This window comes from Bowdeniella nasicola, from assembly GCF_001907295.1.
In the GTDB taxonomy this organism is placed as follows: Bacteria; Actinomycetota; Actinomycetes; order Actinomycetales; family Actinomycetaceae; genus Bowdeniella; species Bowdeniella nasicola.
This window is the reverse complement of the sequence record NZ_MQVR01000018.1, coordinates 15894-34460: the sequence shown is the minus strand read 5'-3', so window position 1 is coordinate 34460 and position 18567 is coordinate 15894. Positions and strand designations below refer to the sequence as shown.

Genomic DNA, 18567 nt, shown 5'->3' with positions numbered 1-18567 from the left:
CCGGGACCTCGCTGATCTTCACGCTCCAGTCCTTGGTCGCCATCCTTGAACACCTTTCTCACCTAAAGGTGTTGCGACGACCAGTTGAATCCGCCGGCTCCGCTAACGTCGGAATGATTACCGGCGACGCCGCCGTGAACCCCGCGGCCCCGATCATCTGCTGCACCGCGGAGATCCTCGCGATGCAGGCGCTGCGCGAGGGCGAGGAACTCGACGTCCACAGCGTCGTCATGGATGAATTCCATTTCTATGCCGATCCGCAGCGCGGCTGGGCCTGGCAGGTGCCGCTCCTTGAGCTCCCCCACGCCCAGTTCATCCTCATGAGCGCCACGCTCGGCGATACCGCATTCTTCGAACGCGACCTGACCGACCGCACCGGCCGCGAGGTCATCACGGTCACGAGCGCGGCGCGCCCCGTGCCGTTGAGCTTCAGCTACTCGATCGAACCCATCCACGAGTTGCTCGACGAACTCGTCTCCACCCACCGCGCCCCGGTCTACGTCGTGCACTTTGCCCAGCGCGACGCGGTCGAACGGGCGAGCGCCCTGCTGTCGGTGTCGCTTATCTCTAAGGAGCGCCAAGCCGAGATCGCCGCGGCCCTGGGAGACTTCCGGTTCGGCAAAGGATTCGGCCAGACACTGTCCAAGCTCGTGCGCAAGGGCATCGGTATCCACCACGCCGGCATGCTGCCGCGCTACCGACGCCTCGTCGAGCGCCTCGCCCAGGCCGGGCTGCTCGCCGTCGTGTGTGGCACCGACACCCTCGGCGTCGGTATCAACGTGCCCATCCGCACCGTCGTGTTCACGAAGCTCACTAAATTCGACGGCCAGCGCGAACGCCACCTGACCGCGCGAGAATTCCATCAGATCGCGGGCCGCGCGGGCCGCGCCGGCTTCGACACGATGGGCGATACCGTCGTGCAGGCGCCCCCGCACGTCATCGAGAACGCCGCCGCGCTAAAGAAGGCCGAAGGCGATCCGAAGAAGACGAAGAAGATCACGCGCAAGAAGGCGCCCGTCGGAGTCGTGAACTGGACCGAGTCCACCTTCGAGCGACTCGTCGCCGCGAGCCCGGAGCCGCTCACGAGCCACTTCGAGGTCACCCACTCCCTCGTGCTGTCCGTCCTCGCGCGCCCGGGCGATCCCGTGCGCCACCTGTACGAGCTGCTGACGGGCACCCACGAGCAGGTCGGCGAATCGAACCACCTGCTGCGCGAAGCGGTCCACGTCATCCGCTCGCTGCGCCAAGCCGGCGTCGTCGAACACGTCTCGAGCGCCCAGGCGAAGGCCGACGGCAAACCCCGGCTGCGGCTCGTTGCCGACCTGCCGGAAGACTTCGCACTCAACCAGCCGCTCTCCCCCTTCGCGCTCGCTGCGATCGAACTGCTCGACCCCGACAGCGAAACGTTCACGCTCGACATCGTCTCCGTCGTCGAAGCGATCTCGGAAGGCCCGATGCCGCTGCTGTACGCCCAGCGCAATGCCGTGCGCGGCGAGGCCATCGCGGCGATGAAGGCCGAAGGCCTCGACTACGACGAACGCATGGCAGCCCTCGAGGACATCACGTGGCCCGAGCCGCTGCGAGACCTGCTGGAGCCCGCGCTCGCGATCTATGCGAAAACCAACCCGTGGGTGCTCGGGCGCGAGCTGCAACCGAAATCGATCGTGCGCGAGATGATCGAAAACGCGATGACGTTTTCCGACCTCGTCTCTCGCTACGACGTCGCCCGCAGCGAGGGCGTCATCCTGCGCTATCTCACCGATGTCTACCGCTCCCTACGCCAGGTCCTTCCCGAAGCCGCGCGCACCGAGGCGATGACGGAGGTCATCGCCTGGCTCGCGGCCCTCATCCGCGCCGTCGACTCCTCACTGCTCGACGAATGGGAATCACTGAACGACCCGGAGCATGCGCTCGCCACCGATCCGGACGCGACCAATGGCGCAGAGCGCGCCTTCGGAGCCGACGCGGACGGCAACGTCGCCTACAGCGCGAACCCGCACGCCTTCCGCGCCGCGATCCGCGGCGAACTCATGCAGATGCTCCAACTACTCGACCGTGAGCACTACGACCGGCTCGCCGACATGTTCACCCACGGCTCGCTCAGCGCCGATGACTGGGCCGACGCGATCGACCCGTACTTCGTCGAATACGCCTGGATCGGCACCGGCCCGCAGGCACGCTCGGCCTCGTACCTCACGTTCGCGCCGGATCCCGACGACGCCGACCTCATGAGCCTCGGGTTCACCGGCGACGAAGCCGATTCCGGGCCCATCCTTGCCGTCGTTCAGGTGCTGCAGGACCCCGAGGACGAGCGCGGCTGGTCGTTGCGGGTCCTGGTCGATATCGCCGCGTCCGATGCCGCCTCCCGGCCCGTATTTCGTGACGGCAGGGTCGCCCAGGTCGGCTCCTAAGCCAAGATCACCCAGCCACTTGTCAACGCCACGGCCAACGCAAGGACCGTGACGGCAACGGCCATGGCCGGGGACAACAGTCGGTCGGAGCGCTCCTCACCATCGGTAACAAACGCCCCGATGAGGATCGCCACGCCCAAAAACACCCAGCCCGCGAGGATGGCGCCGGCCATCGCAGAACTGACGACGCGCGCATCGCCGACGCCGATCGAAGACGCCGTGATCGAGGTAAACCAGCCCGTGAGATAGTCGGGCACCTGGAGCACTCCACCTTCAGCGAGCAGGCGCCGAATCGAGTGGATACTCGCCCACACCACGGGCGCCAGCACCGCGAGCATGATCGCGTGCGGCACGAAGCGCCACCACGGGGCGCGACGCGCACGATTAGCCGCCCACCACAACCAGAATGCAAGGACGCCGGGGAGCGAGAAGACCAGCGTCGCTGTCGCGAAGGCCGTCATAGCCGGGAGCGCTTCGCCACCCTGCCCGGCGACGTAGCTTGCCACGTCTCCGCGGTGCGCCACCGACGCGATCCACGGCAAACTCAATCGCAGGAGCGCAAAAAGTGCCGCCGCGATGGCTGATGCCGCAACGATCGCGGTGAGCGTTGGCTGGCGCACACTCGACTCCTCCATAGCGCCAGCATAGGTGAGCTTCCGCACAACCGCGGAAAAAAGCCCATTTCCGAGTTGGCAGGAATCAAATCTGCGCGGTAATGTTTCTCAAGTCGAAAGACACCGCGCCAATAGCTCAACTGGCAGAGCAGCTGACTCTTAATCAGCGGGTTCGGGGTTCGAGTCCCTGTTGGCGCACTTTCAAACCCTCGACTTCGGTCGAGGGTTTTTTGCTACCCACGCCCAGGCTACGCATGTCCTCCAGCTTGCCATACGCTTTCTGGCCCGCATCCTTTAATCCGGGTTTTTTGCAGCCATTGTGCCGAAAAATCCGTTTTCGGTTATAGGCCTATTTTTCTTGCGGTAGGCCATAAGCTGTGTCACCGTAAAGCCCGTGAGACGAAAACTCTGCCTATCACAGTGTTCTTGTCCGCCGCACTCGCCCTGGGCGCGTGCACGTCTAACAATGGCCCGTCCGACACCCCGACGTCAGCCGCGTCCGAGGCTACCGAATCGAGCGACTCCGCGTCGAAGGCTCCGGATGCTTCCGAATCTCCCTCCGAGGAGGCTAAGCCTGATACGGGAGACGCCAAGCCCGTGGCGACGCGTCAGCTCCCCGGCGATCCAGCGGATGTCGACCTCGAATTGTTCGCAGTGCGTGACACCGGCACCCTCGCCACGATCACCGTCCGCCTGAAGAACACGAGCGACAAGGACGTGAACCTCGGCGACGTCATCCAAGCAAAGGATCAGTCGATCCCCGGCACCGAAGAGACCAACTCCAAGCTGGTGTTCACCACGCGCGACTTCCACCTCATCGACAACAAGAACAAGAAGATCCACCGCGCAGCATTTGATACGTCGAAGCACTGCCTGTGCTCCGACATCTACCAGCAGTGGCTGCGCGCCGGCTCGCAGGTCGACCTGTACACGAGCGTCGCGCCGGTGCCGGAAGGGGTTGACACCGTCTCGGTCTCGATCCCCAATGCCGGTGTTATCGATGACGTTCCGGTTGTGCGTGGCAAATGAGGTTTTTTCTCACCACCGGTCTAGCCCTCAGCTTCGCCTGCGCCACCGTCATTCCGATGGCACCGGATGAGCCCCAGGTATTCGACATCATCGCGCCGGTCGAGTCCATCGTTCCGGTCATCGAGGAGATCGACCGTACCGCTGTTTCGGCCGAGTCCGAAAAGACGAGCGAGCTCCGGCTCGCGGCAGACGTCAACTTCGCGAAGGATTCCGCGGAGCTGACTGACCGGGCCCGCGAGATCCTGGCGGCGTCGATCGCGCAGTGGAAGGACCGTGACATCGAGTCGATCACCGTGGTCGGCCACACGGACTCCGTTAAGGGCGCCGTCGATAATCAGAAGCTGTCCGAGGATCGCGCGGCGAGCGTCGCCGCGGTTCTCACCGAGTCCCTGCCCGATGCGTCCATCACCCCCTCCGGTAAGGGGCCGTCCGCGCCGATCGCGGACGAAAAGGACGCCAAGGGCGAAGAGCTCGAGCAGATTCGTGCCCTGAACCGTCGCGTGGAAGTCCGCGTGACGTTCGCCGGCGCGAAGGACTAAGACAACAGCCGCGCCAGCCGGGACGGGGAGAACTTCTCAACCTCCACGTCCCGGCCGGCGATGGCAATATCCTCACCGGTCAACAGGCCCGCGACGACCTTGCCGGTCACGGGGCCAAGGCTCAGCCCGTGCATGTTGTGCCCGGTCGCGAGCGTCATTCCCGGCAGCTTGCGGTGCTGCCCAATGATCGGGAGCCCATCGGCCGTCATCGGCCGCGGCCCAACCCATTCATCGCTCGTGTCATTCCAATGGATACCCGTGACGAGCGGTGCGGTGACGCGCTTAATCATCTCGATCCGATCGGCGTGGAAGGCCTCGTAGGTGCCGTCGATCTCCATAGCCCCAACGACTCGCAGCTTGCCCGAGATGGGAACGAGCACCGTGCGCGCATCGGATAAGTGGATGAGGTGTTTCGGCAGCTGGTCAGCTTCCACGGTGAACGAGTACCCCTTGCCCGGCACGACCCCCAGGTGGACGCCATAGGGTTTGAGAAGCTCGCCGGACCACGCTCCCGCGGCGAGCACGACATGGTCGGCCTTGACGTTGATGCGTTTGCCCTTGTGCAGATAGTCGACCGAGGGGTGGCGCCCGGCATGCAAGCCGGTGACGCGGGCTCCTTCGATGACCTCAACACCTGCATCACAGATGACGCGTCCGAGGCTTTCAACGAAGAGCGACGGATCAATCCACTTCGCGCCATAGTCGACAAAACCTGCCGAACACGACGGGTCGAGGATCGGCTCGGTCGCGAACAGTTCCTCCCCGGTCAGCAGCCGCCCGGGCGCATCGCTGACGCCACTCGCGCTGCGTTCGGTCAGGAGCTTATGGAACGCTTTCACGTTCTCGCCATTTTCGGCCGTGTACAAAAAGCCGTGGCCACCGCCGGTGACCTCAGCGCCGGCCGCTTCCAGTTCGTCAAACGCGGCGATGGCGCCCGCACCGAGTTGCACCATCGCGCCGACGCCCAGCGTCGTGCGAGCGGGCAGCGACGAGCGCATGAACCCAAACCCGAAGGTCATGAGGCGCGCGGCCCGCAGCGGCGAGAGCGTCAGCGGGCCAGAGCGCGTGACGAGGCCCTTGAAGACCTCGCTGATCATCCCCGGTCCGGCGAGCGGAACGGCCGTCAGTGGAGTGATTTCGCCGGCGTTGCCGCGCGATGCTCCCGAACCAATCTGATCACGCTCAACGACCGTGACCTCGAAGCCCGCCTGGCGCAGATAAAACGCTGTACTCAGTCCGACGAGTCCTGCACCAACGACGATGACTTTCGATCCCGGGGCAATAGCGACCACAGCGACCTCACCTTCACACTCACTCCATCATGAGATGGCCCACACAATAAGTACGGCCTATCTTGACACAAGAATCGCGCGGGTCAGAACCGCTCGCCGAAGACGGCCCGGCCGACGCGCACCATCGTTGCGCCTTCGGCGATCGCCTCGGCAATGTCGTTGGTCATTCCCATCGATAGTTGCATGCACTGTGAGGTGCCGTCAGCGCCGCTTTCCCGGATCTCGGCGGCGAGCTCGCGCATGCGCCGGTAGGCGGCGCGGATCTCGGCAGAGTCCTTCGTATTCGGTCCGATCGTCATGAGGCCGACGAGGCGGAGGTTTTCGCGGGAGCCGACGAGCGCCGCGAGTTCTACAGCCTCGGAAGGCTTACACCCCGACTTGGACTCCTCGCCCGTGGTGTTCACCTGGATCATGACGTCGAGCGCATTCCGGCCCCGCTTCGCGATCTGGGATTCGCCTGCGAGCCGCTCCAATGCATCGGAGATCCGTTCGATGATCTCGACGCGGTCGAGCGTTTGGATTCCCGTCGCCCAGCGCAGCGTGTGGTTGACCTTGTTGCGCTGCAGCGGCCCGATGAGGTGGAGTTCGGGAGTTAAACCGTGAGCGGCGAGGTCTTCGCCGGTCGCGACGAGCTCTTGGACGCGGTTATGGCCAAGGAGGCTCGCGCCACAGTCAAGCGCCGCTCGCACATCGTCATGCTGCTGCGTCTTGATGGCGAGCATGAGCTCGATTTCGCCGGGATCTCTGCCGTTTTGCCTCGCCGCACGCGCGATCGTCTCACGCACTTCGTGGTAAGCCTTGCAGATACTCTCCGGGTTCACGCCCCCACCATATGTCACGCTTTCGTCCGAACTCATCACTAGTGATAGTTTCGAGGGCAGAACCTGACGGATAGGGAAAGGCAGTCGATGAGCCAGCGACTTGAGCCCGGCGATATCGCCCCGGAATTTGTGCTTCCGACGGTTTCGGGAACCGTCAGTCTCGACGGTCTCCTGGAGCAGGCCGAAGCCGGTGTCATCGTGTATTTCTACCCGCGCGCCGCGACCCCGGGCTGCACGACGCAGGCCTGCGACTTCCAGGACTCCTATGCCGCGCTGAAGTCGGCCGGTTACCGCCTCGTCGGGATCTCGCCCGACCCGGTCGACAAGCTCGAAGCCTTCGCCGAAACGGAGAGCCTAGGCTTCCCCCTCGCCTCCGATCCGGATAAGACCACGCTCGAGGCGTACGGCGCTTATGGCGAGAAAAAGAACTACGGCAAGGTCGTCAAGGGCGTCATCCGTTCCACGATCATTATCTCCCCGGACGGTACCGTCGCCCACGCCCTGTACAACGTCAAGGCGACGGGGCACGTCGCCCGTATTGAAAAGTTGTTGGGGATCACGCAGGGCTAGTTTCCCTCAACCTTGCGTTCTCGATTACAGTAAAAGCGCTCGGATTCGCCGGGCAACGCGCGAGTGGCGAAATTGGTATACGCGCTGGATTTAGGTTCCAGTGTCTTCGGACGTGCGGGTTCAAGTCCCGCCTCGCGCACCAAGCAGGCACAATCAGTACATGGCTGACTTGGCTTCCTCAGATCACGGCCCCTGGCTCCCGCCCGACCGGCTCGAGCTTATCCGCGCATCGGTTCCCCTCGTCTACGTCGAAGCGATCCCGGTGCGCACCGACGATGACGGCACCATCACGCATGTCGGCCTCCTGCTTGGCGCACCCCGCTCCGAACGCATCGAACGCGCGATCGTCTCCGGCCGCGTCATGTACCTCGAGCCGCTGCGCGAAGCTCTGAAGCGCAATATCGAAAAGGACCTCGGCCCGCTCGCGCTGCCGCGGATCCCCTATTCGCCCGTGCCGTTTACGGTGCGCCAGTACGTCCCACACACGCTCGACTCATCCGACCCGTCGCTGTCCTATGACCCGCGCCAGCACGCGGTGGCTCTGGTCTATGTCGTGCCGATCGCCGGGGACGTGCAGATCGAAGGCGATTGCCTCGGCTTTGACTGGTTCGACATCGACGACGTCCGCTCCCCCGCGCTTGCCGATGAACTCGCGTCGGGACACGGCGAGATCCTGGCGCAGCTCGCGGCGACGTGTCGCTAAGCTCGAGGTATGGAATCCGCCGAATCTCGCCCCAATGAGGGCCCCTCGCCGCTGGGGGCTTCTTCCGATCCTCGCCAGCTCATCGCGCTCGCGGCCGACACTGTCGCGGTGTTCGCGCTCGCGCTCATTGGCCGCTGGTCCCACTCCGAGGGGCTTAGCTTCGGCGAGGTTTTCAATACGGCGGTACCGTTCTTGGCCGGGGCCTACTTAACGCATCTGCTGATCGTCCGGTACTTCGACCCCACGTCCGTGCTCAAGGCGGGGTTATCCGTCTGGCTCGGGACGTGGGCCGTCGGCATGTTCGGCCGACTCTTTATGGGTCAGACCAACGCCGTCGCGTTTATGGCCGTGTCGGCCGGATTCTTGCTTGCGACGATGCTTGGGTGGCGGCTAATTTACACTCTGCTGCGCAAGCGCGGCGCTAATCCGCGGGACTAGTGCCCTAAACGCCTGGCCGCGATGGCTCATCGCGTTCTTTTCTTCCGGCGTCAGCTGGGCGAGCGAGCGCACATGGCCATTGGGCTGGAAGATCGGGTCATAGCCGAATCCGCCATCGCCCACCGGCGACATCAGCAGCGTTCCCGGCAGCTCGCCGTACTCGACGTATTCCTCCCCCAGCGGGGAGACGAGCGCTGCGGCGCACACGAATTTCGCGCCCCGGTCATGTTCCTTGAAGCCCTCGAGCTGAGCGAGGAGAAGGTCGTTATTGGCCTTGTCATCGCCGTGCTTTCCGGACCAGCGCGCGGAGAAGATTCCGGGCGCGCCACCCATGAGATCAACGACGAGCCCGGAATCGTCCGCAACGGCGATCAGCCCCGTCGCGCGCGAGACGACGCGCGCCTTCAGCAGCGCGTTTTCCGCAAAGGTATCGCCGTCTTCAAAGGGCTCTTCGAGCTCGATATCGGCGGCGCAGATCAGCGAGTCCTCCCCGAGGTCGGCAATGGCCTCTGACAGGATCGTGCGCAGCTCCTCGACTTTTTTCCGGTTTTGGGTCGCGAGGATGACGCGGGCCCCATCGGGCACCATCGCGGAGGCGACATCGGCGCCGGGAGCTTGAGCCATCTGGCCGCCGGGGATGCCATCGGTGGGGCTCGTCATGGTCTAGTCCTCCTGTAGCGCCTGCGCCTGCAGCTTCGCGAGCTCGCTCGTGCCCTTCACGGCGAGGTCGAGCAGGGTGTTCAATTCCTTGCGATCAAACGTAGCGCCTTCAGCTGTGCCCTGCACTTCGACGAAGTTGCCGTTGCCGGTCACGACGACGTTCATATCGGTATCGGCGCGCACGTCCTCGACATAGGGCAGGTCGAGGCAGGGGGTGCCGTCGATGATGCCGACGGAGACGGCCGAGACGGAGTCGAGCAGGACGCGGACGTCGGAGCGGATGTGACCGTTTTCCTTGCCCCAGCTAATCGCGTCAGCAAGCGCAACATAGGCTCCGGTGATCGCGGCGGTGCGGGTGCCGCCGTCGGCTTGCAGGACATCACAGTCGAGCGTGATGCTGTTCTCGCCGAGCGCTTCGAGGTTCACAACGGCGCGCAGCGAGCGTCCGATGAGGCGCGAAATCTCGTGGGTGCGGCCACCGATCTTGCCGCGGATCGACTCGCGCTGGTTACGCGTCGTCGTCGCGCGCGGCAGCATCGCGTATTCGGCAGTGACCCAGCCGGAGCCCGACCCCGTCTTCCACCGGGGCACTCCCGGGGTGAAAGACGCTGCGCACAACACGCGGGTGTTACCGAATTCGACGAGCACCGAGCCTTCGGCAAATTCTTGCCAGCCGCGCGTAAAGCGGATGGGTCGGAGTTCATCAACGGCACGAGAATCGCTACGGGAAAAAGCCATGGCTTCAGGTTATCCCGTGTTTTGTAACCCTGCCGCGACACCTTTGATCGTGATCTTGAGCAGCCGGCGGTCCATATCGCTATCCTCGCTGGAGCGTACCGCGCGCAGGGCGCGCAGCTGCAGAAGCGAGAGCGCGTCGACATACGGGTTACGCATCCGCACGGCCTGCCCGAGAATACGGTGGCCCGCGAGCAGGGTGTCGCGCTGCAGGATGTCAAGCACCCAGCGTTTCGTGAGTTCGTATTCGGCCATGACGCGCTCCGCAAGTGAGTCGTCGCCGCCGAGTTCGAGATACTTCGTCGCGATGCGCGGATCGGCCTTGGCAAGGGACATCTCGGCGTTATCGATGAGGGTGGCAAACAGCGGCCAATTCTCATACGCATCGCGCAGCACGGCGGGATCGCCGACGGCCACGAGCGCCGAGCCGAGGCCGTACCAACCGGTGAGGTTGATCCGCGACTGGGTCCAGGCGAACACCCACGGGATCGCGCGCAGATCGGCGAGCGAGGTCACCGACAGGCCGCGCTTGGCCGGTCGGGAACCGAGCGCCAGCCAGCCGACCTCTTCTTGCGGGGTCACGGTGGCGAACCACTGCGGGAAACCGTCGGTATGGATGAGGTCGTTGAATGCGGTGCGCGAGGCTTCATCGAGGGTCGACGCGAGATCAGCGTAGCGTTCTTGGGCCGCCGTGAGGTGGTCCGTGTGCGACGGCAGCGCCGACAGCAGGGTCGCGGCGGCGACCTGGTCGACGTGGCGGGTCGCGATCTCGGTAATGCCGTAGCGCGCCTGGATGACCTCGCCCTGTTCGGTCACCTTGAAGCGGGTGTCGACCGAATGCGGGGGCTGCGCGAGGATCGCGCGATGCGCCGGTCCGCCGCCTCGGCCGAGCGCTCCGCCGCGGCCGTGGAACAGCGTGAGCGTGACGTCGTGGTCCTTCGCCCACGTGGCAATCGCGGTTTGCGCTTCATACAGGGCGAGCGTCGCGGCGACCGGGCCGACGTCTTTCGCGGAGTCGGAGTAGCCGAGCATGACCTCGAGTTGGCGGCCGTTGCTCGCCAAGCGTTCGGCGACCTGTGGCAGCTCGATCATTTCGGCGAGGATGCGGGGCGCGTTCGTGAGGTCCTCGAACGTTTCAAACAGCGGAATGACGTCAAGCTTCGCTGGCGCTCCCCCGTCGGCCGCAATCTCGGCGAGCCGGTAGACGTTCGCGATATCGTCCGAGCTTTGGGTAAAGGAGACGATATAGCGTCCGGCGGCGCGCATGCCGTAGCGGCGCTGGATCGAGGCGATTGCCGAGAAGACCGCGAGGACTTCGTCGGCGGCAACGGCAGAGTCGTCGCGCTCCCCCGCGAGGACCTGCAGCGCCTGGCGATGAACCTCGGAGTGTTGCCGCGTTTCGAGTTCGACGAAGTGGAAGCCGATCGCCTCCACGTGCCACGCGAGGTCCTGTAGGGCTCCGCTCGCGGCGCAGGTCGCTTTCGAGGCGCGCAGCGACTCCATGACGATGGTGAGGTCCGACAGCGCGTCGCTGGGCGAGTCGTAGCTGAGGTCGGCGTGCCGGGCCGCGGTCGCCCGGAACCGCTCGGCGATCATGAGGACCGCCTGGCGGTGGGGCTCGCCGGGCGCGTCGCGAGCGATGCGCTCGAAGGCGTCCTCATCGCGCTGCTTGACGTCAGCCAACAGCGCCGACAACTCGGCGCTCGCGGGAGCGTACCGACCGTCGTGGGTTAGCGCGGCGCCGACCGCCTGGGCGTCGGCGGCGAGGAGTTCCATGGCCGCTTCGTGCGCGAGGGCCGCGGCCTGCCGGGTCGTGGTCGCGGTGACGAACGGGTTACCGTCGCGGTCGCCACCGATCCAGCTGCCGATGCGCACGAATGGCCGCAGCTCGGGCACATCGATGCCCCAGCTGGCAAGGGAGGTGGCAAAACGCTGCAGGCTCGTGGTGACCACCGGATAGATCGTCGTGCGGGCGGCCGCGAGGGCCGTGCGCACCTCGTCGAGCGGGGTCGGTTTCGTCGGGCGCAGCTGGGCGGTGAGCCACAGCGTCTCGACGTGGGCGTCGATGTCGCGGTCGATCTCGAGGCGGCGCCGCGCGGACGTCGACGGTGAGTGCCGTTCATTGATGAGTGAGCCGAGCGCCCGGATCGGGGCCGTGATCGCGCGGCGACGGGCCTCGGTCGGGTGCGCGGTGAGCACCGGGTGGAACCGCATCTGCGCGAGCAGCTCGATGGCGCGCTCCTCGCCAACCTCGTCGCGGGCATGCGAATAGGCGCGGGCGAGCGAGTGGCCTTCGGGCGAGTCGGCCTCGACTTGCGGATCATCGCGCGAGCGCAAAATCCGCACACGGTAAGCCTCCTCGGCCAGGTTCACGAGGTGGAAGTACACGCCGAAGGCTCGGGCCACCGCGATCGCGCGCTCATCGGAGAATTCGGCGACGATGTCCTCGGCCGTACCGAGTGAGGACTCGGGATCATCGACGGCGGCGATCACGGCTTCGCGCAGGCGTTCGACATCCTCAAGCAGGCCGGCGCCGTCGTATCGCGTCAGGGCCTGTCCGAGCGCGTCTGCGAGCAGGCGAACATCGGAGCGAAGATCGTCGGGAAGATTAAAGCGGGCGCGGTCGCGAGTGATCGGCATGCGACCAGGCTACTAAATTGTGAAGACCGCTCCGGTTTGCGCGATGGCCGTGGGACCCTGCCAGACGTCGAGCGATTCTCCCAGCACATCGTGGGGGTCGGTCCACGGCTGAATATGGGTCAGCACGAGGCTCTTCGGGGCGGCCGCCTCGGCGACCTGGCCCGCGCGGCGGCCCGTGAGGTGGATGCCGCGCACGGTGTCGACGCCTTCCCGGAAGGCCGCTTCACACAAGAAGAGGTCGACGCCACGTGCGGCGTCGATGACGCCATCGCAGTAGTCGGTGTCGCCCGAATAGCACAGGGTCACCTCGCCGTCGCCGAGGCTGGAGGGCCCGGTGATCCGCACGGCGTACGTCGGCACCGGGTGCAGCACGGGGAACGATTCGACGCGGAAGGGGCCCATCTCGCGGGTGATTGCCGGGTCGTGGTCGACGAAGCGGAACTCGCCGGAGTAATCCTCTTCTGGCGCGTCGCCGCCGACACCGCGAACGCGGTCCACGGCATCCGTCGGCGCGAGGACCGGAATGGGGCCGAGCGGGCCGTCCGGGTGCCAGCGCCGGAAGACGTGCATCCCGATCATGTCGACGACGTGATCGGCGTGCATGTGAGACAAGATGATGCCGTCGAGGTCCGCCGGGGAGCAGTGGCGCCACAGCGCGCCGAGGGCCCCGGAGCCCATATCGAGAGTCATTGACCAGATGCGGCCCGACTCATCGGGGGCTTGCACGAGGTAGCAGCTGGAGGCCGAGCACGGCCCCGACATGGAACCTGAACAGCCGACGACGGTCACCTTCATGAATGGCCTTTCGTCCAGGCGTCCTGCACTTCGAGCACCTCGGGCCCTAAGAAGCGTTGGGCGAGCGAGGCGAAGGCGCCGCCGTCTCCGGTGGCGCGGAACTGGTGGCGTGGGGTGGATCCGGCGGGCGCGAGCAGACCCTGGGAGGTGAGGATCCGGTAGACGCCCTTCGCGGTTTCTTCCGCCGAGGACACGAGGGTGACGTCATCGCCCATGACGTAGGAGATGACGCCCGTCAACAGTGGATAGTGGGTGCAGCCGAGCACGAGCGTGTCGACGTTCGCTTCCTGGATCGGCGCGAGGTACTCCTGCGCGATACCGAGCAGTTCATCGCCCGTCGTGATGCCGGCTTCGACGAATTCGACGAATCGCGGGCAGATGCTCGTCGTCACCTGCGCCGATGGGGCGACGGAGAAGGCATCTTGGTAGGAGCCTGACGTGATCGTCGCTTCGGTTCCGATGACGCCGATCCGGCCCGAGCGGGAAGCCGCCATCGCGCGGCGCACGGCGGGGTGGATGACCTCGATGATCGGGATGCCCTTGCCACGGGTGTAGCGCTCGCGCGCATCGAAGGAGGCGGCAGAGGAGGCGGAGTTACAGGCGATCACGAGCGCTTTGACGCCGTCGTCAACGAGGTCGTCCATGATGTCGAGCGCGAGGGAGCGCACCTCGGCGATCGGGCGTGGGCCATACGGGCAGTGCGCGGTATCCCCGACATAGTGGATGGATTCACCCGGAAGTTGGTCAATGACGGCGCGCGCTACCGTCAGGCCTCCGACGCCTGAGTCGAACATGCCGATGGGTGCAGCGCTCATACAGGTGAGCCTACGACCCGATCTCGCCCTCGCCCATAGCTAGCAGTAGTGAATCCTGCCACCAGGTCAAAAACGAGTAGACTTCCAAAAGCACCATGGTTTGGCGGGCTCGCGGGCTCTCTGTTACATAGTCCTCGTCGCGCGCGAGATACACCTCACGCAGCGCTTCGATGTCTTCTGGCTCAGATATGTCGAGCCGTTCGGCAATTAAAAGCCGGACATCGGTGAGGGCCGCGAGCACCTCCGGCTCACTGCCATAGGGTACGAGGACCCGTTCATCTTCCGACAGCAAGATCGCGTGCAGGTCGCGCAGGTGACGGGCCTTCGCATTGCGGATGCGGCGCTCCGAATCGAGCCGCAACTCTTCGGCGGCGTCTTCGTCCATGCTCATCGCCGGCAGCAACCGGTCGAGCGCGGGATCATCGCCGGCCTCTTCCTTCGTGTCGGCGACGTCGAAATCGAGCGCGGCGAGCACCTCGTCGTCCGAGTTCTTATCGGGCACGCCCTCCAGCGGTCGGCCAAGGATATCGCCGAGGTCTTCTACGGCCTTGGCGACCATGAGTCGGGCGGAGACGTCGGGCACCGAAATATAGCCCTGGGCCGCGCGGCTAAAACCCCTCACGGCGCCTGCCCGATCGTCGCCCACAGCCCGTAGATATGCATCGCTTCGCAATGCCGCGCCATGAGCTCACGATCTCCGGCCGCGACGATCGCACGTCCTTCGCGATGGACCTGCCACATGAGTTCCTCCGCGCGCGTGCGGCTGTAGCCGAAATGGCGCTGGAACACGTAGGTGACATAGCTGGTGAGGTTTACCGGATCATCCCACACGGTCACCTGCCAGGGCCGTGCAACATCGACGTCGGCATGGCTCAACTGCTCGGCAAGCGGGACCGAGCTGGCAGAAGCAAGTGGGCTGAACATCACCGCCATTGTGACACCGCTACCTTCGGCGGCGAGCCCTTATCGCCTGCAATCCGAGCCCGCCGGGTAGCCTTAAGGGCATGAGCCTACGGAGCAGTACCGCCTTACTGACGGACATGTACGAACTGACCATGATCGACGCGGCGCTCGCGTCGGGGCACGCGATGCGCCCGGCCGTCTTCGAACTCTTCGGTCGGCGCCTGCCCGCGGCTCGCAGATACGGCGTCGTCGCGGGAATCGCCCGCGTGCTCGATGCCGTCGAGGCCTTCCGCTTCAGCGACGATGAACTCACCTACCTACGCTCCCTCGACACGCTGAGCGACGAGACGATCGACTATCTCGCCTCCTACCGCTTCAGCGGCGATATCACCGGCTATGCCGAAGGCGAATGCTACTTCCCGGGCTCTCCCCTGCTGACCGTCACCGCCCCGTTCGCCGAGGGCGTCGTCCTCGAGACCGTCCTGCTGTCGATTCTCAACCACGACTGCGCGGTTGCGTCGGCGGCCTCCCGTATGACGAGCGCCGCCCACGGCCGGCCCTGCCTGGAAATGGGAGCGCGCCGCACCCACGAAGAAGGCGCGGTCGCCGCCGCCCGGGCCGCCGTCGTCGCGGGGTTTGCCGGCTCCTCGATCCTGGAGGCAGGCCGCTCCTATGGCATCCACACGATCGGCACCGCAGCTCACTCCTTCACCCTGCTCTACGACTCCGAGGACGAAGCCTTCGACGCCCAGATCGCCCGGCTCGGGACGGGAACGACTCTCCTCGTTGACACGTATGACACGCCCCGCGGCGTCGAGCGTGCCGTCGCTGCCGCCCGACGCGTCGGCGGCAAACTAGGGGCGGTCCGTCTCGATTCCGGCGACCTCATCGCGCAGGCCTTCACTGTGCGCCAGCAGCTCGATGACCTCGGAGCGCACGACACGAAGATCACCGTCACCTCGGACCTCGATGAGTACGCGATCGCCGCGCTCGGCGCGGCCCCGGTGGACTCCTATGGGGTCGGTACCAAGGTCGTCACCGGCTCCGGGCACCCGACCGCCGAACTCGTCTACAAGCTCGTCGCGCGCCAGGGCGACGATGGCCAGTGGGCGCCGGTGGCCAAAAAGTCGAGTTCAAAGACGAGCATCGGCGGACGTAAATTCGCGGGCCGGGTCGTCGCCGAGGGCCACGCCGCCGTCGAGCTCGTCGTCGCGACCAATGATGAGGACGCCGCGCTGAGGTACTTCGCCTCCCGCGGCGCGCGTCCGCTGCAGGTACCGCTCGTCACGAACGGCGAGATCAACGAGGAGCATCGCGGCGATGGGTCGCTCGAGGCGGCGCGTGAGCGTCACGAGGCTTCTCGAGCCGAACTCCCCTACCAGGCGTGGCGCCTGTCCGAGGGTGAGGTCGCGATCCCGACCGTCATGGAAGAGCTCTAAGACCGGCCGACGAACCACTTTCGCAGGCGCTCGATGCGCGCCTGAATCTGTGCCGTCGTGGCGCGGGCGACCTCGGGGCCGCCGCACAGCGAGCGCAACTCGGTGTGGATGACGCCATGCGGTTTGCCGCTGCGCCGTGACCAGGCCGCCACGAGGCTGGAAAGTTCCTTGCGGGCCGCCGCGCGCTTACGGTGATCGTCGATCCCGGAGTTTTCGGCACGGAGCTTTTCGGCCTCGCGATTGGCCTTTTGGGTCTTGAGCTGTTCGCTCTGCCGTGCCCGCAACAGGTCGCGAACCTGATCGGGTTCGAGCAGGCCGGGAAGCCCTAAGTACTCCTGCTCCTCGATCGATCCCACCGCGGCATTCGTACCGAATTCACCGCCGTCGAACAGCACGCGGTCGAACGTCGCATCCGCCCCGAGTGCCTCAAACTGGCTGAACAGATCATCGCTCGCCTTTTCGGTCGCGTTCGCGGCGTTGATGAACGCCTGCTCCTCGACGAAGTCGATGTCCGTATCCTCCGACGGGGCCCGGTCAAGCGCGTGATCGCGCTCTTCTTCCATCGAGCCCGCAAGCGCCAGCAGGTGCGGGACGGATGGGAGGAATACCGAGGCGGTCTCCCCGCGGCGGCGGGCGCGCACGAATCGACCGACCGCCTGGGCGAAGAACAGTGGCGTCGAGGTGGTCGTGGCGTAGACGCCGACGGCTAGGCGCGGGACGTCGACGCCTTCGGAGACCATGCGCACGGCGACCATCCAGCGCTCATCAGAATCGGAAAAGTCTTCGATCTTCTTACTCGCTCCACTGTCATCGGACAGCACGACGGTCGGGTACGTGCCGGTGATGTGGTGAAGCCGTTCGGCGTAGGCGCGGGCGGCGGCGTGGTCGGTCGCGATGACGAGGCCACCGGCATCCGGAACGGTCCGACGGACCTCGCTGAGGCGCTGGTCGGCGGCCTGCAACACGGCGGGAATCCATTGGCCGCGCGGGTCGAGCGCCGTGCGCAGGGCCTGGGCTGTCACGTCCTTCGTCGACTCGTCGGCGAGGTCGGTTTCCATGTCGACGCCGCTGCGGGTGCGCCAGCGCATCGTGCCGCGATAGGACAGGAAGATGACGGGCCGCACGACGCCATCGCGCAGCGCGTCGCCATAGCCATAGGAGTAGTCCGCGGCCGAGCGCCGGATGCCATCGCGGCCGCGCTCGTATGCGACGAACGGTATCGGGGAGGTATCGGAGCGGAACGGCGTACCCGTAAGAGAGAGCCGGTGAGAGGCCTGCTGGTAGGCCTCGCGGATACCATCGCCCCAGGACAGCGAGTCGCCGCCATGGTGAATCTCGTCGAGGATGACGAGGCTGGATCGCTCGGCCGCGAGCGCACGGTGTAGCGCGGGGCGGGACGCGACCTGCGCGTAGGTGACGGCCAGGCCATCGAATTGCAGGCCGAGCGCTCCTTGCGCGTTCGCGAACGCCGGGTCCAGGCTGATGCCGACGCGCGCGGCGGCGTCGGCCCACTGGGTTTTGAGGTGCTCCGTTGGGCACACGACGATGACGCGCCGGACTCGCCCGGCAGTCAACAACTCGGTGGCGACGCGCAGCGCGAACGTCGTCTTGCCCGCTCCAGGGGTAGCGACCGCGAGGAAATCTCGCGGGAGGCTTGCCAGGTATTTGTCGAGTGCCGCGACCTGCCACGCCCGCAAACTGGCCGCAGTCCCCCACGCCGCGCGTGCCGGATAGGCAGGCGGCAGATGTTCGGCAGCGAAAAGGGAGGCGGCGTTCGGATCGGGGCGGGACTCTGTGCGCCTCACGAATCCGACCCGGAGCCGCGGCCCCGGCCAAACGGCCATCGCGGACCGGACTTGGTCAACTCCGCGTGGATCTCCTTGCACTTGGGGCACACGGGATACTTCGACGGATCACGTCCAGGCACCCAGACCTTGCCACATAGCGCGACCACGGGCTTGCCTGAGACGGCAGCAGCGGTCACCTTGTCCTTGCGCACATAGTGGGCGAAACGATCGGCGTCGCCGTCATCGGTGCGCAGCTCCTCGCGCTCGAGCAGCGCCGTTTCAGACGCCCCTTCAGGCCCGCCCGGCCCCGTGGGGGCACTCGGGTCCTGATGCGGCGGAAGCGAGGAAAAGGTCTGCATGGCATCCACTATAAGCA

At 65.7% G+C, this 18567-nt stretch carries 19 protein-coding genes and 2 tRNA genes; 9 read left to right on the top strand and 12 right to left on the bottom strand.

Annotated elements, in window-relative coordinates:
• Nucleotides 1-113: 113 nt before the first annotated feature.
• Nucleotides 114-2411 (top strand): DEAD/DEAH box helicase, encoded by a 2298-nt coding sequence (locus BSZ39_RS04605; RefSeq protein ID WP_073716203.1) that lies wholly within the window; start codon nucleotides 114-116, stop codon nucleotides 2409-2411.
• Here the strand turns inward: BSZ39_RS04605 and BSZ39_RS04600 are convergent.
• Nucleotides 2408-3031, bottom strand: coding sequence for a hypothetical protein (locus BSZ39_RS04600; protein WP_073716202.1), 624 nt, complete (start codon nucleotides 3029-3031; stop codon nucleotides 2408-2410). The two genes, BSZ39_RS04605 and BSZ39_RS04600, sit on opposite strands and share 4 nt — an antisense overlap.
• A gap of 119 nt (nucleotides 3032-3150) precedes the next feature.
• Between BSZ39_RS04600 and BSZ39_RS04595 the strand changes: the two genes are divergently transcribed.
• From BSZ39_RS04595 to BSZ39_RS04585, 3 genes are all read left to right on the top strand, one after another.
• Nucleotides 3151-3223: transfer RNA gene (locus BSZ39_RS04595), tRNA-Lys, on the top strand.
• 228 nt (nucleotides 3224-3451) lie between these two features.
• Nucleotides 3452-4054, top strand: a complete 603-nt coding sequence (locus BSZ39_RS04590; RefSeq protein WP_143180368.1) for a hypothetical protein — start codon at nucleotides 3452-3454, stop codon at nucleotides 4052-4054.
• Nucleotides 4051-4593, top strand: a complete 543-nt coding sequence (locus BSZ39_RS04585; RefSeq protein WP_083602945.1) for an OmpA family protein — start codon at nucleotides 4051-4053, stop codon at nucleotides 4591-4593. Before BSZ39_RS04590 ends, BSZ39_RS04585 begins: the two co-directional genes overlap by 4 nt.
• On the opposite strand, the gene BSZ39_RS04580 is transcribed toward BSZ39_RS04585, so the two are convergent.
• Entirely contained in the window at nucleotides 4590-5885 is a 1296-nt protein-coding gene (locus BSZ39_RS04580) for an NAD(P)/FAD-dependent oxidoreductase (RefSeq protein ID WP_073716200.1), read from the bottom strand. The two genes, BSZ39_RS04585 and BSZ39_RS04580, sit on opposite strands and share 4 nt — an antisense overlap.
• Before the next feature lie 83 nt (nucleotides 5886-5968).
• On the bottom strand, nucleotides 5969-6706 hold the full coding sequence (locus tag BSZ39_RS04575) for a YggS family pyridoxal phosphate-dependent enzyme (RefSeq protein ID WP_222842861.1): 738 nt from the start codon (nucleotides 6704-6706) through the stop codon (nucleotides 5969-5971).
• Between the two features lie 87 nt (nucleotides 6707-6793).
• Between BSZ39_RS04575 and BSZ39_RS04570 the strand changes: the two genes are divergently transcribed.
• From BSZ39_RS04570 to BSZ39_RS04555, 4 genes are all read left to right on the top strand, one after another.
• Nucleotides 6794-7276 carry a peroxiredoxin gene (locus tag BSZ39_RS04570; protein ID WP_073716199.1) on the top strand — a complete coding sequence of 161 codons (483 nt, stop codon included), beginning with the start codon at nucleotides 6794-6796 and terminating at the stop codon, nucleotides 7274-7276.
• 57 nt (nucleotides 7277-7333) lie between these two features.
• Nucleotides 7334-7418 (top strand) — tRNA-Leu (locus BSZ39_RS04565).
• An 18-nt stretch (nucleotides 7419-7436) separates the two neighbouring features.
• Entirely contained in the window at nucleotides 7437-7979 is a 543-nt protein-coding gene (locus tag BSZ39_RS04560) for a DUF4916 domain-containing protein (protein ID WP_073716198.1), read from the top strand.
• A gap of 9 nt (nucleotides 7980-7988) precedes the next feature.
• Nucleotides 7989-8417: a DUF3054 domain-containing protein gene (locus tag BSZ39_RS04555; RefSeq protein ID WP_083602943.1), complete on the top strand. Its 429-nt coding sequence runs from the start codon at nucleotides 7989-7991 to the stop codon at nucleotides 8415-8417.
• Here the strand turns inward: BSZ39_RS04555 and rdgB are convergent.
• From rdgB to clpS, 7 genes are read right to left on the bottom strand one after another with little or no spacing between them, the layout of a single operon-like run.
• A complete protein-coding gene (gene rdgB / locus BSZ39_RS04550; protein WP_073716205.1) occupies nucleotides 8370-9041 on the bottom strand; it encodes an RdgB/HAM1 family non-canonical purine NTP pyrophosphatase in 672 nt (223 codons plus the stop codon). The two genes, BSZ39_RS04555 and rdgB, sit on opposite strands and share 48 nt — an antisense overlap.
• Nucleotides 9042-9080: 39 nt before the next feature.
• Nucleotides 9081-9815, bottom strand: a complete 735-nt coding sequence (rph, locus tag BSZ39_RS04545; protein WP_073716197.1) for a ribonuclease PH — start codon at nucleotides 9813-9815, stop codon at nucleotides 9081-9083.
• Nucleotides 9816-9824: 9 nt separating this feature from the next.
• Nucleotides 9825-12452 carry a phosphoenolpyruvate carboxylase gene (locus BSZ39_RS04540; RefSeq protein WP_073716196.1) on the bottom strand — a complete coding sequence of 876 codons (2628 nt, stop codon included), beginning with the start codon at nucleotides 12450-12452 and terminating at the stop codon, nucleotides 9825-9827.
• 12 nt (nucleotides 12453-12464) lie between these two features.
• Nucleotides 12465-13247: an MBL fold metallo-hydrolase gene (locus BSZ39_RS04535; RefSeq protein ID WP_073716195.1), complete on the bottom strand. Its 783-nt coding sequence runs from the start codon at nucleotides 13245-13247 to the stop codon at nucleotides 12465-12467.
• On the bottom strand, nucleotides 13244-14062 hold the full coding sequence (murI, locus tag BSZ39_RS04530) for a glutamate racemase (RefSeq protein ID WP_083602942.1): 819 nt from the start codon (nucleotides 14060-14062) through the stop codon (nucleotides 13244-13246). Before murI ends, BSZ39_RS04535 begins: the two co-directional genes overlap by 4 nt.
• 10 nt (nucleotides 14063-14072) lie before the next feature.
• The gene (locus BSZ39_RS04525; protein WP_143180367.1) at nucleotides 14073-14684 is read right to left on the bottom strand and encodes a DUF2017 family protein; all 612 of its coding nucleotides are present in this window, start codon (nucleotides 14682-14684) and stop codon (nucleotides 14073-14075) included.
• Nucleotides 14681-14986, bottom strand: a complete 306-nt coding sequence (gene clpS, locus BSZ39_RS04520; RefSeq protein WP_143180370.1) for an ATP-dependent Clp protease adapter ClpS — start codon at nucleotides 14984-14986, stop codon at nucleotides 14681-14683. Before clpS ends, BSZ39_RS04525 begins: the two co-directional genes overlap by 4 nt.
• A gap of 80 nt (nucleotides 14987-15066) precedes the next feature.
• Between clpS and BSZ39_RS04515 the strand changes: the two genes are divergently transcribed.
• The gene (locus BSZ39_RS04515) at nucleotides 15067-16404 is read left to right on the top strand and encodes a nicotinate phosphoribosyltransferase (RefSeq protein ID WP_073716192.1); all 1338 of its coding nucleotides are present in this window, start codon (nucleotides 15067-15069) and stop codon (nucleotides 16402-16404) included.
• On the opposite strand, the gene BSZ39_RS04510 is transcribed toward BSZ39_RS04515, so the two are convergent.
• Nucleotides 16401-18248 (bottom strand): DEAD/DEAH box helicase, encoded by a 1848-nt coding sequence (locus BSZ39_RS04510; RefSeq protein ID WP_073716191.1) that lies wholly within the window; start codon nucleotides 18246-18248, stop codon nucleotides 16401-16403. The genes BSZ39_RS04515 and BSZ39_RS04510 overlap by 4 nt on opposite strands.
• Nucleotides 18206-18550, bottom strand: coding sequence for a DUF3039 domain-containing protein (locus tag BSZ39_RS04505; protein WP_073716190.1), 345 nt, complete (start codon nucleotides 18548-18550; stop codon nucleotides 18206-18208). Before BSZ39_RS04505 ends, BSZ39_RS04510 begins: the two co-directional genes overlap by 43 nt.
• Nucleotides 18551-18567: the final 17 nt, after the last annotated feature.

Excerpts from the sequence above, each read along its gene's own strand:
- BSZ39_RS04605 (WP_073716203.1), top strand. The coding sequence starts at position 114 with ATGATTACCGGCGACGCCGCCGTGAACCCCGCGGCCCCGATCATCTGC.
- BSZ39_RS04585 (WP_083602945.1), top strand. The coding sequence starts at position 4,051 with ATGAGGTTTTTTCTCACCACCGGTCTAGCCCTCAGCTTCGCCTGCGCC.
- BSZ39_RS04570 (WP_073716199.1), top strand. The coding sequence starts at position 6,794 with ATGAGCCAGCGACTTGAGCCCGGCGATATCGCCCCGGAATTTGTGCTT.
- BSZ39_RS04560 (WP_073716198.1), top strand. The coding sequence starts at position 7,437 with ATGGCTGACTTGGCTTCCTCAGATCACGGCCCCTGGCTCCCGCCCGAC.
- BSZ39_RS04555 (WP_083602943.1), top strand. The coding sequence starts at position 7,989 with ATGGAATCCGCCGAATCTCGCCCCAATGAGGGCCCCTCGCCGCTGGGG.
- rdgB (WP_073716205.1), bottom strand. The coding sequence starts at position 9,041 with ATGGCTCAAGCTCCCGGCGCCGATGTCGCCTCCGCGATGGTGCCCGAT.
- rph (WP_073716197.1), bottom strand. The coding sequence starts at position 9,815 with ATGGCTTTTTCCCGTAGCGATTCTCGTGCCGTTGATGAACTCCGACCC.
- BSZ39_RS04540 (WP_073716196.1), bottom strand. The coding sequence starts at position 12,452 with ATGCCGATCACTCGCGACCGCGCCCGCTTTAATCTTCCCGACGATCTT.
- BSZ39_RS04535 (WP_073716195.1), bottom strand. The coding sequence starts at position 13,247 with ATGAAGGTGACCGTCGTCGGCTGTTCAGGTTCCATGTCGGGGCCGTGC.
- murI (WP_083602942.1), bottom strand. The coding sequence starts at position 14,062 with ATGAGCGCTGCACCCATCGGCATGTTCGACTCAGGCGTCGGAGGCCTG.
- clpS (WP_143180370.1), bottom strand. The coding sequence starts at position 14,986 with ATGTTCAGCCCACTTGCTTCTGCCAGCTCGGTCCCGCTTGCCGAGCAG.
- BSZ39_RS04515 (WP_073716192.1), top strand. The coding sequence starts at position 15,067 with ATGAGCCTACGGAGCAGTACCGCCTTACTGACGGACATGTACGAACTG.
- BSZ39_RS04510 (WP_073716191.1), bottom strand. The coding sequence starts at position 18,248 with ATGGCCGTTTGGCCGGGGCCGCGGCTCCGGGTCGGATTCGTGAGGCGC.
- BSZ39_RS04505 (WP_073716190.1), bottom strand. The coding sequence starts at position 18,550 with ATGCAGACCTTTTCCTCGCTTCCGCCGCATCAGGACCCGAGTGCCCCC.